This is a genomic window from Pollutimonas bauzanensis (assembly GCF_900129885.1).
In the GTDB taxonomy this organism is placed as follows: domain Bacteria; phylum Pseudomonadota; class Gammaproteobacteria; order Burkholderiales; family Burkholderiaceae_B; genus Pollutimonas; species Pollutimonas bauzanensis.
In genome coordinates this window covers 25647-40014 of sequence record NZ_FQXE01000010.1, presented here as the reverse complement: position 1 = coordinate 40014, position 14368 = coordinate 25647, and the positions used below count along the sequence as shown (strand labels likewise).

The 14368-nt window shown below is 63.4% G+C and carries 14 protein-coding genes and 1 tRNA gene; 9 read left to right on the top strand and 6 right to left on the bottom strand.

Annotated elements, in window-relative coordinates; all coding sequences use genetic code 11:
- Nucleotides 1-35: 35 nt before the first annotated feature.
- The 7 genes from BUB23_RS17225 (at nt 36) to BUB23_RS17195 (ending at nt 7753) form a co-directional block, all read left to right on the top strand.
- Nucleotides 36-1508, top strand: a complete 1473-nt coding sequence (locus tag BUB23_RS17225) for an aldehyde dehydrogenase (protein WP_073105247.1) — start codon at nt 36-38, stop codon at nt 1506-1508.
- 18 nt (nt 1509-1526) lie between these two features.
- On the top strand, nt 1527-2549 hold the full coding sequence (locus BUB23_RS17220; RefSeq protein ID WP_073105244.1) for an NAD-dependent epimerase/dehydratase family protein: 1023 nt from the start codon (nt 1527-1529) through the stop codon (nt 2547-2549).
- Nucleotides 2550-2634: 85 nt separating this feature from the next.
- Nucleotides 2635-3594 carry a tripartite tricarboxylate transporter substrate binding protein gene (locus BUB23_RS17215; protein WP_073105242.1) on the top strand — a complete coding sequence of 320 codons (960 nt, stop codon included), beginning with the start codon at nt 2635-2637 and terminating at the stop codon, nt 3592-3594.
- A gap of 85 nt (nt 3595-3679) precedes the next feature.
- On the top strand, nt 3680-4648 hold the full coding sequence (locus tag BUB23_RS17210) for a tripartite tricarboxylate transporter substrate binding protein (protein ID WP_073105240.1): 969 nt from the start codon (nt 3680-3682) through the stop codon (nt 4646-4648).
- Nucleotides 4649-4707: 59 nt separating this feature from the next.
- Nucleotides 4708-5376 (top strand): RraA family protein, encoded by a 669-nt coding sequence (locus tag BUB23_RS17205; RefSeq protein ID WP_073105237.1) that lies wholly within the window; start codon nt 4708-4710, stop codon nt 5374-5376.
- The gene (locus tag BUB23_RS17200; protein WP_073105235.1) at nt 5373-6344 is read left to right on the top strand and encodes a 2-hydroxyacid dehydrogenase; all 972 of its coding nucleotides are present in this window, start codon (nt 5373-5375) and stop codon (nt 6342-6344) included. The genes BUB23_RS17205 and BUB23_RS17200 overlap by 4 nt, the downstream gene beginning before the upstream one ends.
- On the top strand, nt 6341-7753 hold the full coding sequence (locus tag BUB23_RS17195) for an FAD-binding oxidoreductase (RefSeq protein WP_073105232.1): 1413 nt from the start codon (nt 6341-6343) through the stop codon (nt 7751-7753). The genes BUB23_RS17200 and BUB23_RS17195 overlap by 4 nt, the downstream gene beginning before the upstream one ends.
- Before the next feature lie 120 nt (nt 7754-7873).
- Here BUB23_RS17195 and BUB23_RS17190 read toward each other — a convergent pair whose 3' ends face one another.
- Nucleotides 7874-8200, bottom strand: a complete 327-nt coding sequence (locus tag BUB23_RS17190; RefSeq protein WP_073105230.1) for a nuclear transport factor 2 family protein — start codon at nt 8198-8200, stop codon at nt 7874-7876.
- Nucleotides 8201-8360: 160 nt separating this feature from the next.
- Here BUB23_RS17190 and BUB23_RS17185 point away from each other — a divergent pair, with 160 nt between their 5' ends.
- Nucleotides 8361-8702, top strand: a complete 342-nt coding sequence (locus tag BUB23_RS17185; RefSeq protein WP_073105228.1) for a winged helix-turn-helix transcriptional regulator — start codon at nt 8361-8363, stop codon at nt 8700-8702.
- 139 nt (nt 8703-8841) lie between these two features.
- On the opposite strand, the gene BUB23_RS17180 is transcribed toward BUB23_RS17185, so the two are convergent.
- The 4 genes from BUB23_RS17180 to BUB23_RS17165 all read right to left on the bottom strand — a co-directional run bounded on the left by BUB23_RS17180 (nt 8842) and on the right by BUB23_RS17165 (nt 11540).
- Nucleotides 8842-9261 carry a PH domain-containing protein gene (locus BUB23_RS17180; RefSeq protein WP_073105633.1) on the bottom strand — a complete coding sequence of 140 codons (420 nt, stop codon included), beginning with the start codon at nt 9259-9261 and terminating at the stop codon, nt 8842-8844.
- A gap of 139 nt (nt 9262-9400) precedes the next feature.
- Nucleotides 9401-9718 carry a BrnA antitoxin family protein gene (locus tag BUB23_RS17175; RefSeq protein ID WP_073105225.1) on the bottom strand — a complete coding sequence of 106 codons (318 nt, stop codon included), beginning with the start codon at nt 9716-9718 and terminating at the stop codon, nt 9401-9403.
- 113 nt (nt 9719-9831) lie between these two features.
- A tRNA-Pro gene (locus BUB23_RS17170) sits at nt 9832-9908 on the bottom strand.
- A 48-nt stretch (nt 9909-9956) separates the two neighbouring features.
- Nucleotides 9957-11540 (bottom strand): TerC family protein, encoded by a 1584-nt coding sequence (locus BUB23_RS17165; RefSeq protein WP_073105223.1) that lies wholly within the window; start codon nt 11538-11540, stop codon nt 9957-9959.
- Nucleotides 11541-11771: 231 nt separating this feature from the next.
- On the opposite strand from BUB23_RS17165, the gene BUB23_RS17160 reads away from it, so the two are divergent.
- Nucleotides 11772-12353 carry a DJ-1/PfpI family protein gene (locus BUB23_RS17160; protein ID WP_073105222.1) on the top strand — a complete coding sequence of 194 codons (582 nt, stop codon included), beginning with the start codon at nt 11772-11774 and terminating at the stop codon, nt 12351-12353.
- A gap of 28 nt (nt 12354-12381) precedes the next feature.
- Here BUB23_RS17160 and BUB23_RS17155 read toward each other — a convergent pair whose 3' ends face one another.
- Nucleotides 12382-14271: an LTA synthase family protein gene (locus BUB23_RS17155; protein ID WP_073105220.1), complete on the bottom strand. Its 1890-nt coding sequence runs from the start codon at nt 14269-14271 to the stop codon at nt 12382-12384.
- Nucleotides 14272-14368 lie beyond the last annotated feature (97 nt).

The following is a 14368-nucleotide window of genomic DNA, read 5'->3' as shown; positions in this document are numbered from 1 at the left end:
AGCGTTCTTGCTAGCTTCTTCGACTTCGAGACATTATGGATATTCCTGTCACGCCTTTTCTCGTCGGCAATTCCTTGCGCCAGGGCGCCGACGACGGCCACATCATCACGTCCATCAATCCCGCCGACGGCAGCATTGCGGGGCGGGTGGCGCGAGCCACTCCGGAGGACGTCAACGACGCCGTCGCGGTTGCCTGGGATGCCTTTCGCAACAAGCCCTGGCGCAAACTGCGCCCGGACCAGCGCGCCGCGACGCTGTACGAAATCGGCCGCCGGCTGCTGGCCGAGCGCGACGCGCTTGCGCGCCTGCAAATGGCCGACAGCGGCAAGCCCCTGAAAGAATGCCTGAACATGGTCGACAGCGCGGCGGGGCATTTCCGCTATTACGCCGCCGTTTGCGAAACCTGGCAGAACGAAGTGACCTCGCCGCGCGGCGAGTACTTCTCCTTGGCGCTGGCCGAGCCTTTTGGCGTGGTCGCCTGCATCACGCCGTGGAATTCGCCCATCATGAACGAGGCGCAAAAGGCCGCGCCGGCGCTGGCGGCGGGCAATGCGGTATTGATCAAGCCTTCCGAAGAGACTCCCCAACTGGCGATCGAGCTGGCGCGCATCTGCGCCGAGGCCGGACTGCCGCAGGGCCTGCTGACGGTATTGCCGGGCCTGGGCGAGGATGTCGGCGCCGCTTTGGTGAAGCATCCCGGCGTGCGCATGGTGTCCTTCACCGGCGGAACGGAAACCGGCCGCGCCATCGGCGCGATCGCCGGCCAGCGCCTGATACCGGTCGGGCTGGAGCTGGGCGGCAAATCGCCGCATATCGTGTTCGATGACGCCGATTTCGACAAGGCGGTCGCGGGCGTCATTTCGGGCATCTTCGGCTCCGCCGGACAAAGCTGCGTGGCGGGTTCGCGCCTGTTCGTCCAGAAAAGCATCTACGACCGCTTCCTCGACGCAGTGGTCGAGCGCACGCGGGCCATACGCGTCGGCATGCCCGACAATCCGGCCACACAGGTGGGGCCCCTGGTCTCGCGCGCGCATCGCGACAAGGTCGCGGGCTACGTCGACCTGGCCCGCAAGGAAGGCGGCAGGGTCCGTGTCGGCGGCGAGCCGCCCGCCGATCCGGATCTGGCCAAGGGCTGCTTCTACATGCCTACCGTGATCGACGGCTTGTCCAACAAGGCCCGCGTGTGCCAGGAAGAAATTTTCGGCCCGGTCCTGGTGGCGCTGCCATTTGCGGACGAAGCCGACGTGATCGAGCAAGGCAACGATACGCCGTTCGGCCTGGCCGCCGGGATGTGGACGGGCGATTATGCGCGCGCATGGCGCGTGGCCCGCGAGCTGGAGGCAGGCTCGGTCTGGATCAACACCTATAAGCAATCGCATATCGCCACCCCTTTCGGCGGCTTCAAGGACAGCGGCATCGGACGCGAGAAGGGCCTGCACGGCTTGCGCCTGTACAGCCAGGTGAAGAGCCTCTACTGGGGCATGCACGAAAAACCATTGGGACTTTAAAAATCTGGAGCATCAAGAATGACGGAAAAGAAACGAGGAAAGGCGTTGAACCTGGGCGAGTCGCGCATCCTGATCGCGGGCGCCGCGAGCCTTGTGGGATCGCACACGGCCGACCTGCTGCTGGAGGCGGGCGCGCGCGAGGTGATTTTGCTGGATAATTTCGCGTTTGGCTCGATGGATGCCATCGCGCATCTGGTGGGCAACCCGAGGATCAAGGTATTGCGCGCGGATCTGATGCGTTTGCCCGATCTGCTGGCCGCCACCGAGAACGTGGACGGCGTGGTGCACTTGGCCGCCTATATGACGCTGGGCTTTGCCCAGACGCCCTGGCAGGCGGTGGATGTGAATATCCGCGGCGCCCAGAACATGCTGGAAGCATGCCGCGTCAACAAGGTCGGGAAAGTGGTTTTCGCGTCCTCCAATGCCGTCTATGGCTACGGCAGCGGCATCCATGGCGCCCTGGTGGAAAACGGGCCTTTCCATTCCGAAGGAGCGCCGCCCGCCGCCATCCTGTATGGCGTCTCCAAGATCATGGGCGAGCAGTTATGCCGCCAGTATCATCAAAAACATGGCCTCGATTATGTCGTGCTGCGCTATTCCACGGTGTATGGCGAACGCCAGCACTACCGGGCGGCCAATTCCCTTTACATCATGGAAACCTATGACCGCGTGAAGAAGGGCGAACGGCCTTTGCTGCCGGGCGATGGCAAAGACACCAAGCACTTCGTGCACGTTTCCGATGTGGCGCGCGCCAACGTCGCGGCCCTGGGCAGCACGGCGACCGATATCGCGGTGAATGTATCGGGGCCGGAGCCCATCACCACGGGCGAGCTGGTCAAGCTGGTGCTGGATTACTGCAAGAGCGACCTGCAGCCTGAAGTCAAGCCCGACCCGCCCGACACCGTGCGCCTGACTTCCGGCGGCGCTTTCCATATCCCCCACGAGCTTGCCGGCCGCGAGATAGGCTGGCAGCCCGAAGTGCGCATGAAAGAAGGCGTCGAGCGGCTGCTGGCATGGCGCGAAGCGCAGGAAGCCGGCTAGCTCCTGTAGTGGAGCGCAACGCAACGCAACGGCGCGCGCATGTCGCCGCCGTCGATTATTAGAAATCCGGTCGAGGAGATCATCAATGTCAGGATTCAAACCTTTGCTTGCCAAGGCCGCCGTGGGCGCGGCCTTGGCCTTGTCGGCGGCCGCGGCGTTCGCGTGGCCGGATCGCCCTATCGAACTGGTGGTGGGGTTCGCGCCGGGCGGGGGCACGGATATCACGGCCCGCACTCTTGCCTCTTATCTGGAAAAGGAGCTGGGCGGCTCCATCCTGGTGATCAACAAGCCGGGCGCGTCGGGCGCGATCGGCCTGAGCCAGGTCGCGCGCGCCAAGCCCGACGGCTATACGCTGGGCATGACCAATATGCCCGGCCTGCTGACCCTGCCGATCGAGCGCCAGTCGGGCTTTACCGCCCAGGACTTTACCTACCTGGCCACGCTGGTGCGGGATCCGAGCGCGTTCAGCGTAAGCCTGGACGCGCCCTACAAGACCCTCGATGACCTGATAGCGGACGCCAGGGCCAGGCCCGGGGCCATCAGCTATGGCTCCACCGGCGTCGGCACCGATGACCATCTGGCCATGGTGCTGTTCGAGCAGTTGACCCAGGTGGATCTGAACCACGTGCCGTTCAACGGCGCCGGCCCCTTGCGCAACGCGGTCATGGGCGGCCATGCGGTGATAGGCGGCATGAACCTGGGCGAAGCCATGCCATACAACGGCAAGACCTTGCGCATCCTCGGGCAGGCCAGCGAAAAGCGCTCCGAACTGGCGCCCGACGTTCCGACCTTCAAAGAGCAGGGCGTCGACCTGGTGTTCGCCTCGGAGCGCGGAGTGGTCGCGCCCAGGAATCTGCCGCCCGAAGTGGCAAAGAAGCTGATGCAGGCGCTAGACCGCGTCGCCAAGAACCCGGAATTCCAGGGCAGCATGAAGCAGCAGTTCACCGAAATGGATTATTTGCCGGGCGATCAATGGCAAGCCCGGCTGAAAGAAGCCGACACGCAGTTTCGCGCGTTGTGGGCAAAACAAAAGTGGGTCGAGTGATCGAGGGATCGCTCGCGCATCCACGCCCTGCCGGGCGTGCAACCTCTGCTGCGATCATCGCGGCGCACATGAAACGGAGACTTCAATGAAACTGATCAAGCATATTGCAGGTATCGCCCTGGCCGGCTGCATGGCGGCGGGCGGCGCGGCCCATGCCGCATTTCCCGACAGGCCGGTGACGATAGTCGTGCCCTATCCCGCGGGCGGGGCTACGGATGTCATCGCCAGGCTGGTCGCCGAAAAACTGCCGGCAGTATGGAAGCAGCCCGTGGTGATACGCAACCAGCCAGGCGCAGGCACCACGGTGGCCGCCGAGGCCTTGAGCCGCGCGGCGGGCGATGGATATACTTTGTATATGACGACGGCGGCCCACACCATCAGCGCCAGCCTCTACAAGAACCTCAAGTACGATCCGCTCAAGGACTTTGCGCCCATCACGCTGGTATCGACCATCCCGCTGGTATTGGTCACCACGCCGTCCTTGCCGGCGAAGACCCTGCCGGACTTGATCGGCGACATAAAGAAATCCAAGGAGGGCATGACCATAGCGTCGACGGGCAACGGCACGCCGCAGCATCTGACCGGCGAATTGTTCAAGTCCAAGCAAGGCCTGGAGCTGGTCCACATCCCCTATCGCGGCGACGCTCCCATGATCACCGATCTGATAGGCGGGCAGGTGCAGCTCGCCTTTGTCACCTTGTCGGCCGCCGTGTCCAACATCCAGGCCGGCAAGCTCAGGCCCATAGCCTTGGCGCACGCCACGCGGGTCAAGGCCATAGCCGATGTGCCGACATTCGCCGAGGCCGGCATGCCGGGCTTCGAGGCCGCCACCTGGTTCGGCCTGTTCGGGCCGGCCAGCATGCCTCAGGAGCTGCGCCAGAAAATCTATCAGGACGTCGCGAAAATAGTCGCCACCCCTGAAATGACCGAGCGGCTTGTCGCCATGGGCGGGGAAGTCAATAATAGCTCGCCCGAGGAGTTCCAGGCCTTCATCGACAAAGAGGCCAGGAACTGGGCCGAAGCCGTGAAAATCTCCGGCGCCAGCGTCGATTGACGCCGGACTCCATCCAACGGCCATCAGCCATCGATATTCAATTTGTTCAGGAGCTCGATATGAGTGAAGACCACCAAGACCTTTTGGCACGCTGCGCCGCTATTGCCTCCAGCACATGGTCGGACGCCCTGGATGCGCTGGGCATCCAGGGCGTGGTGCAGGGCGTGCCGCGGCGCGGCGGCGCGGGCCGCATCGCCGGCTTTGCCGTCACCGCGCGCCACGTATGGGGCAAGCTGGGCGACTTCGATCGTTCCGATTTTGCCGTGGGGCGGCTGGTCGCGGCCACCGGGCCGGGCAAGGTATTGATGGTCGACGCCGGCGGCGCGGCCATCTCGACTTTTGGCGGGATAGCCTCGCTGGCGGCCTCCCGGCGCGAGGCGACGGCGGTGGTGATAGACGGCGCCTGCCGCGATGTCGACGAAATCCAGGCCACCGGCCTCTGGCTGGCCAGCCGCTACGTGACGCCGTTGACCGGCAAGACCCGGCTCAAGCTGCAGGAAATGGGCGGCCCGGTCACGATAGGCGGCATTGCGGTCGCGCAAGGAGACCTGGTGGTCGGCGACGACACCGGCATGGTGGTCGTTCCGCGCGCGCGCCTGGCGCAAGTGCTCGAAGCGGCCGAGCATGCGCTGGAAGTGGACGAGCAGGTGGAGCAGGGCATACGCGGCGGCTTGTCATTCGCCGATGCGGCGGCCGCCGCCAACTATATCCCGGCCAAAGCGCAATGAGCGGCGCCGGCGCCTATGAGGTCGTGCAGGTCGCCACGCTGGGCGAGGACTTCGATGCGCGGCTGGCGGCGCGCTTTCGCGTGCTGCCGCTTTGGCAGTGCGCGGAGCCGCTGGAGGCCTTGGCGCAACATGCGGGGGCGAGCCGCGTCGCCGTGACGTCGGTGCGCGCCGGCCTGTCGCGCCGCCAGATCGAACTAATGCCCGCGTTGCAGGCGGCTTGCAGCTGGGGCGTCGGCTACGAGACCCTGGACGTGGACGCCGCCGCGCAGCGCGGGGTGCTGATCAGCAATACGCCCGACGTGCTGGATGATTGCGTGGCGGACCTGGCCTGGGCCCTGCTGCTTGCCGTGGCGCGGCAAACCGCGGTCGGCGACCGGTATGTCAAAGAAGGGCAATGGCGCAGCATCGGCGCGTTCCCGCTGTCCACCCGGGTGTCGGGCAAGAAGCTGGGCATACTCGGCATGGGGCGCATCGGCGCGGCGATCGCCAGGCGCGGCGCGGGCTTCGATATGGAAATCGGCTACAACAACCGGCATGCCCGCCCCGACTCGCCCTACCGCTATGTCGCGTCATTGGCGGAGCTGGCGCAGTGGGCGGACTTCCTCGTGGTGGCCTGCCCCGGGGGCGCGGCCACGCGCCATCTGGTCGATGCCGATGTCTTGCGCGCCCTGGGTCCGCGCGGCATCCTCGTCAACATCGCCCGCGGAACCGTGGTCGATGAGGCCGCGCTGGAGGCCGCGTTGCGCGCCGGGGAGCTGGGCGGCGCCGGGCTCGATGTGCTGGAACACGAGCCCGCGGTGCCGGAGGCTTTCAAGAATATGGACCAGGTCGCGCTCATGCCGCATGTCGGCAGCGCCACCCGCGAGACGCGCGCCGGCATGACGCAGCTGGTCTTCGACAACGTCGTGTCGTTCTTCGAGCACGGCATATTATTGACGCCTGTGGCGCCGGCGCGGGGCGGCGCATGAGCCTGGTCGATGCATTGATAGGCTGCGCCGGCGCGGCTAATGTATTGACGGGCGCGGACGCCCAGCCTTATTTGACCGATTGGCGGCGGCACGCGACCGGCCGCGCGCTGGCGGTGGTCCGGCCGCGGGACGCCGCGCAGGCGGCGCAAATCGTCCGCTTGTGCGCCCAGGCCCGCGCCCCTATCGTTCCCCAGGGGGGCAACACCGGCCAGGTGGCCGGGGCGACTCCGGACGGCACAGGGCTTGCTGTGGTCATCAACATGCAGCGCCTGAATCGCATCCGCGGCATCGATACGCAGAACGATACGATCACCGTCGAAGCCGGCTGCGTCCTGGAGGCCGTCCAGCAGGCCGCAATGCAGGCGGGCAGGCTGTTTCCGCTGTCATTGGGCGCGCAGGGCAGCTGCTTCATCGGCGGCAACCTGGCAACCAATGCCGGCGGCACGCAGGTCCTGCGCTACGGCAACGCCAGGGAACTGACCCTGGGCCTGGAAGTGGTGACGCCGCAAGGCGAAATCTGGCACGGCCTGCGCGGCCTGCGCAAGGACAATACCGGCTACGACCTGCGCGACCTGTATATTGGCAGCGAGGGTACGCTGGGCCTGATTACCGCGGCGACCCTGAAGCTTTTCCCGCTGCCGCGCGCGCGGCGCACGGCTTTGCTGGCCCTGGCCGGCCTCGATGCGGCGACCGCGCTGCTCAACCGCGCGCGCGGCGGGTTTGGCGCGGCGCTGACGGGGTTCGAAGTGATGTCCGCGGACTGTCTCGATCTGGTGACCGGCGTCTTTCCCGAACAACGTCTGCCGTTCGGTCCGATGCATCCCCGGCCCGCCTGGTACGCCTTGCTTGAACTGTCGGACAGTGAAAGCGAGGCGCATGCCCAGGACAGGTTCGAATCGGTGCTTGCGCCGGCCCTGGAAGCCAGCGAAGCGCTGGATGTCGCGGTGGCCAGCTCCGAGGCGCAAAGCGCCGCCTTCTGGCACCTGCGCGAGACCATCACCCTGGCCCTGGCCGCGGCCGGCCCTTGCATCAAGCACGACATTTCATTGCCGGTGTCGCAATTGGCGGACTTCGTCCACGAGACCGATGCCATCCTGCGGCAGTCCTACCCGGGCCTGCGCCTGATGGTATTCGGCCACCTGGGCGACGGCAACCTGCACTACAACATGCTGGGCCCGGGCGGCGCGGGCAAAGAGCAATTCGCGGCCATGGAAAGCGCGATCCAGGCGCTGGTGCATGACCGGGTGCACGCCAGCGGCGGCTCGATCAGCGCCGAGCAAGGCATAGGCCAGCGGCGGGTCGACGACCTGCGCCGCTATAAAAGCCCGCTGGAGCTGGAGCTGATGGGGCGCATCAAGCAGGCCCTGGATCCGCTGGGGATCATGAACCCGGGGAAGGTGCTGGCTTGATTCATCGCGCCGCCGCGGCCCGCGGCGCCCATCCGCTGCAGTCAAATCGGCCGCGACGTAGATAACATCTTCCGGCGCCTCCTCTGGAACCGATCCTGCCGCCATGGCGGCCTCTGACGCTCATATGATGATTTCCAGGGATGCGATCTTGTCGCCTTCGAGGCCAAAAAAGTATCGAAGATCGACGGGACTGCCGGGGAAGTTGCCGGTCACCCGGCTGGCGACCATGATTTTGCCTTCCCTGTCTTCGCAAGCGAAGGGCTTGCTCGTGTAGGTATATTTCTTTGAGGAATCCGCTTTCCACTGCTTGATGGCGGCTAAGCCGCTGTAGCTGCGGCCTTCGTCCTTCACGACGGCGTTCTCGGTGAAGCACATGGCGACAGCCTCGCTGTCGCCACTGTCCGCGGCGAAATAGGTGCCTATGGGCTTTGGGAGATTGATAGACATGCGGACAGCTCCTTCGTGAATGATCGGATCGCCGTGCGCGATCCGAATTGGCAAGTTGGAAGGATGAATGTAAACTCCGAAAATAACAAGAACACACGAAAAAGTAAGGTACGCACTAAAAAGTAAGGCGAAAATAAAAAGTAAGGCGAAAATAAAAAGTATGGGAAAAGCATGGACACCCACTTCGGCCGCCGACGGTGTCGAGCAGGCGCTCAAGATTCTCGAAGGGAAGTGGAAGCTGGTCATCCTGTTCCATCTGTTCGGCGGCAATTTGCTGCGATTCTCCGAACTCGAAAGGGCGATCCCTGCCATCACGCAGAAGATGCTGATCCAGCAGCTACGCCAGATGGAATCAGACGGCGTCGTTCGGCGCATCGTCCACCATCAGGTGCCGCCGAAGGTGGAATACGGCTTGACCGATTGGGGCCAGGCGCTCTGCCCGGCGCTTGACGCGCTGCTGAAATGGGCCGACCTGCGCCAGGAACGCCGTAGCGGCGACTGATTTTAAGATTCGTTTGAGGAGATGAGCAGAACTTCCCGACCTTCTTCCAGCCGCAACATGTATCCATCGTACAAGTCACGATGAGACGGGGAGTCGACAAGAGACAAATGGCTCGTCCATGATCCGCTGGAATGAATGCTTAGTCATCGCGACGCAGGGTCTCTAGTTCTTGAATGAACTGCTCTTTGTTGCGCGGCGAGATCATGATTGTGGAGCCGAGGCCATAATCTATCCGTAACCGGTCAAGCGACAGCGCCGGACTGGAAAGTGGATTTGAAGTTGGCGCGATGCTGGCAATATCGGCAATTGCGACACGCCATTTGAACGGCCCACTCTTTATGCGTAAATGCCTGGAATCAAGGGTGTAATCAGTACTGAGCAGTAGCCATAATGGCAGGCCTGCGCCAATACCGGCAATCAGAAAAGCTACGCACCATATCCATATGGACGGCGAGCCTGTCAAGATGATTTTGACACTCGCCCAAGCGGATGCGGCCATTGTGCCCAGAATAATGACGGCAAGCCACCAGTCGATCTTTGATTTGTACACCGTTGCCATGGCGCGCTCCTTCTTTTGGCTAAAGCTTTGGTCAAGCCGCGCCTCCAAGCGGTGTCGGCTTGAATGAATTGTCAGGCGTGTGCCTCATCTGATAGCGCTTGGCACCGCAATAGGCTCGGGGCCAATGTCTTTGACATGGTCAGAGTTTGCCTTTGTCCACCGCCTCGCGGATGAGCTGATGCAAGCGACTTTGCCAGCCTTTGCCCGATGCCCGTAAGCGTTCGAGCAGATCCGGGTCCATCCGCATGGTAAGCGCCGGGCGCCTGACCGGCACCCTGGGCCGCCCGGGCCCCCGGACTGTCACGGTTGCGGCTTCCAGATACTCGGCAGTGGCCTGCTCGTCGTTAGGGTCGTAGGGGTCAGTCGCGGGGTCAAACGGAATCGGCTTCGCATACGCCGCTTCTTGCCTGACTCGCTGCCAATCAGTCTTGGCGTGCTTCGTTGAGTGTTTGAACATAGTGGAGCAGGACCGGGATGGACACAGATGGGCCGATTTTATCGAAAACTTACGCGCAAAGAAAAAGGGCTTACGCGCGATTTGCGTAAACCCTTGATTTCCTTGCTACGAATTGGTCGGGGCGAAAGGATTCGAACCTTCGACCCTCTGGTCCCAAACCAGATGCGCTACCAGGCTGCGCTACGCCCCGAATTATTCACTGCCTCACGACAGCCAGCTACTATAACACAGAAAGGAGTCAGGCCGCGTGGGCGGAGTGGGCGCTGTCCTGGCCGTCCACCGCGCGCCGCTCGACGCTTACCTTGGCGATGCGCCGGCCCTCCAGTTGCAGGATGCGGAAATGGTATTCGCCGTGAGCCTGCGCGAGCGTGATGTCGTCGCCCACTTCGGGCAGGCGTCCGAACTGGCGCAGCAGATACCCCGCCACGGTGCTGTATTCGTCGGACTCCTCCATCAGGCCTTCGATGTCCAGCGTCTGCTCGAAATGATGCATGTCGGTGGCGCCATCGACGATCCAGCGGTTCTTGCCGTCGGCGATGATGTCGGGCGTCTCGTCCTCGTCGGGAAAGTCGCCGGCGATCGCTTCGAAGACATCGATGGGCGTGACCAGCCCTTCGACGGTGCCGAATTCATTGATGACGATGACCAGTTGCCCGCGCGCGGCCTTGAGGGTTTCCATCAGGTCCAGGATGCGCACGGTTTCGTGGACGATGATGGCCGGGCGGAAGCTTTTTGCATTCAGCGCCTTGTGCACGATGAGATCGGCGATCATGTCCTTGGCGCGGCCTATGCCGACGATGTCATCGAGGGACCCGCGGCATACCGGGAAAAAGCCATGCGGGGTGCTGCTGACTTCCTTGCGTATGGATTCCGGGTCGTCGTTCAGGTCTATCCAGGTGATGTCGGTGCGCGGCGTCATGATGGAACGCACGTTGCGGTCGGCCAGCCTGAGCACGCCGCTGACCATATTGCGTTCTTCGGCGGCGAAAGGGGTGTCGCCCTGGCCCGGCGCGATGTTGTCGCCGGCCTCGTCGGCGGATACCGGGCGCTTGCCCAGCATGCGCAAGATGCCTTCCGCCGTGCGTTCCCGCATGGGCCGGGGCGCATTCCTGTTCAGCAGATTGCGCCGCGCGACCTGGTTGAGCGTTTCGATGGCCACGGAAAAACCGATGGCGGCGTACAGATAGCCCTTGGGCACTTTGAAGCCGAAGCCCTCGGCGACCAGGGCGAAGCCTATCATCAGCAGGAAGCCCAGGCACAGTATGACCACGGTGGGATGGGCATTGACGAAGCGGGTCAGGGGCTTGGAGGCGACCAGCATGATGCCGATGGCGATGACCACCGCGGCCATCATCACTTCGAGCCGGTCGACCATGCCGACGGCCGTGATGACCGCGTCCAGCGAGAACACCGCATCCAGGACGACGATTTGCGTCACGATCACCCAGAAGCTGGGATACATGCGCGAGCCCGACAGGCTCGCGGCCTTGCCTTCCACGCGTTCGTGCATTTCCATGGTGCCTTTGAACACCAGGAAGAAGCCGCCGGCTATCAGGATCAGGTCGCGTCCGGAGAAGGCCAGGGGGCCGAGGGAAAACCACGGTTCGGTAAGCTTGAACAGCCACGAGATGCCCGAAAGCAGGGCCAGGCGCATGATCAGCGCCAGCGACAGGCCGATGACGCGGGCCCGGTCGCGCTGCGCGGGCGGAAGCTTGTCCGCCAGAATGGCGATGAAAATCAGATTGTCGATGCCTAGAACGATTTCCAGGACGACCAGTGTCAACAAGCCGACCCACATGGTGGGGTCAAGCAGCAACTCCATTAGAAGGCATCCAATAATAAAAAAGTGATTATAGAGATGTTTTGTCGATTTTTTTGCCGATTTTGCGCGCAGTTATAAAAATTCAGCTGTTTGTAATTATTCGGGCCCGCTTGTTTTTTTATTGGTTTGGATTGAATATGGCGCAGTCGGCGAACCGCCGGCGAGAGCGCCGCGGCAGGGCTGTTGTGGCGGCGAATTCATCAATCGGGCAAAACCAGGACGGGACGAATCATGAGCAAAAAACTGTTGATGCTGGTCGGCGACTATGCCGAAGACTACGAAACAATGGTGCCGTTTCAAACATTGCTGGCCGTCGGGCATACGGTGCATGCGGTGTGCCCGGACAAGAAGGCGGGCGATACGGTCGCCACCGCCATTCACGATTTCGAAGGCGCGCAAACCTACAGCGAAAAGCCGGGCCACCGCTTTGCGCTGAACCACGATTTCGACCAGGTCGACGTGGACGACTACGATGGTCTGGTCATCCCGGGCGGGCGGGCGCCGGAATACCTGCGCATGAACGAAAGGGTACTGGAAATCGTGCGGCAATTCGACTCGGCCGGGAAGCCTATTGCGGCCGTGTGCCATGCGGCGCAAATACTCGCCGCGGCCGGCATCCTGAAAGGCCGCACTTGCTCGGCGTATCCGGCGTGCGCGGCGGAAGTGCGCCTGGCTGGGGGCAACTACGCGGAAATCGGCATAGACCAAGCCCATACCGACGGCAATCTGGTGACGGCCCCGGCCTGGCCCGCCCATCCCGCATGGATGGCGCAATTCCTGGCCGTGCTGGGCACCCGCATCACGCACGCCTAGCCTCCGCGCGGCCCGCTGCGGGCCCGGCCTAGCTTTTGGGGCGCAGATGCGGCAGCGTATAGCCCTGGTTGCGGTAGACCCAGTTGGGCCACAAGGCGTGGGCCAGGGCCGTGCGCGCCAGGCCCGGGTCCGCCGGCACAGGGGTGTAGTTTGCCGGCGCCTCGTAGCGGTACTGGCTTGCCTCGCGGTGTGGCTCCAGCACGACCAACTGGTCGCCCTGCAGATAGCCATAGTTGTCGCCGTACTGCATCATGGCGCGGCCGCCGCCGTTACCCGTGAGGTCCTGCCCTATCATCGGGTGCTCGCAGCGCAGGCCCATGATGGACAGCAGCGTCGGGGGCAGATCGATCTGGCTGATCAGGCGGCCGTCGCGCCGCGGCGCCACGTCGGCGCCCAGGATCATCGCCGGGATGTGGAAGTGGCGCAAGGGCACGAGGCTGGCGCCGCCGACCCGGGAATCATGGTCGGCCACTATCAGGAATACGGTATTGTCCCAGTAGTCCGATTCCCTGGCGCGGTCGAAGAAGTGGCCCATGGCCCAGTCCGCATAGCGCACCGTGTTTTCCACCGTGGCGGGGTCGCCTTCGGGGTCGATGCGGCCGCCGGGATATTCCCACGGCGAATGATTGCTGACCGAGAATGCCAGCGTAAACGTTGGTTGTTCAGGCGTGGCATCGAGCAGGCTGTGCAGCTTGCTGAACATGTCCTCGTCGCTGGCGCCCCAGGTGCCCACGAAGGCGGGGTTCTTGAAGGTGGGCAGATCGTAAAGGTCGTCGAAGCCGTTGCCCAGGAAGAAGCTTTTCATATTGTCGAAATGGGCTTCTCCGCCATAAATGAAGCGTGAACGGTAGCCATGCTGCTTGAGCACCTGGGCCATGGTGAAGAAATTGCTTTGGGCACCGGAAAGCCGCAGCGCGGCGTCCGACACCGTGGGCGGAAATCCGGCCACCACCGCTTCCAGCCCGCGCACCGACCGTGTGCCGGTGGCGTAGGCGCGCGTGAAGTTCCATGCCGTCCTGGCCAGTTCGTCCAGGCAGGGGGTGAGATTGGCGCCGCCCAGGTTGCCGACATATTGCGCGCCCAGGCTTTCCTGGACAATCATGACGACGTTCAGCGGACGCGCCCGTTTGGAGCGGGGTTCCTGCAAGTGCAGGGTGGGAATCGCGGCGGGGCCGGGCCCGATATCCGCGCAGCCCCTGACGATGTCGTTCATGTCGCCGGCGGGCATCTTGCCGTATACGTCTTCGGCCGAGCGCTCGTTTTTCATGCTGTAGACGGCGTAAGACACGCTATAGAGCGAATTGAGCGGCAGGGCGTTGAGCATGCTGTCGCCGCAATAGGCCACCGTCGACGGGTTGATGGGCCGGTGGCCCAGCGTCCCGCGTATCGCCAGAAAGGTCAGGGCCGCGGCGGCAAGGGAAATTATCGGGCGCAGCCACCACAGCATGGCGCCGTCGGCCGCGGCGCCGATGAACAGCGCATGGCCCAGCCAGGCGAACAGCGCCAGCGCCGCCACGCCGCCGAAAATGACCGCCTTGTAGCCCTTCCATAGCATGCCGAAGACTTCATGCGGGTGCTTGAGGTATTCCACATAAATGCGGTTGGGCCGGGTATCATATTCGTGGATGAACTGCGGGGTGGAGACTTCCAGCAGCACCAGCAGCAGCCAGGCCAGCAGGAACCACCAGCCGGTAATCGCCACGGCCAGCGGGAAATGCCCTATCCATGGCGCAAGAATGGCCGGAATGCCGGCGATGATGGCTATCTGGTGGGCATCGATGCGCAGGCCGCCTTTCAATATCGGAAGCATGCCGCCGCCCTGTTTCACCCGCCGCCATTGCCAGGCCGCCAACAGGCATCGGCTCAGCGTCAGCAGGCATAGGCTGGATATGATAAAAATCAGGGTCAGGTCGCGCATGGGTGGTTCATGAAAAGTCGGTAGGGCGTAGTGTAATGGCTGCCGCTCCCGGTCCGTCTATATTGCGTACAATTTATTGCGTTACTTTTTGCACGGT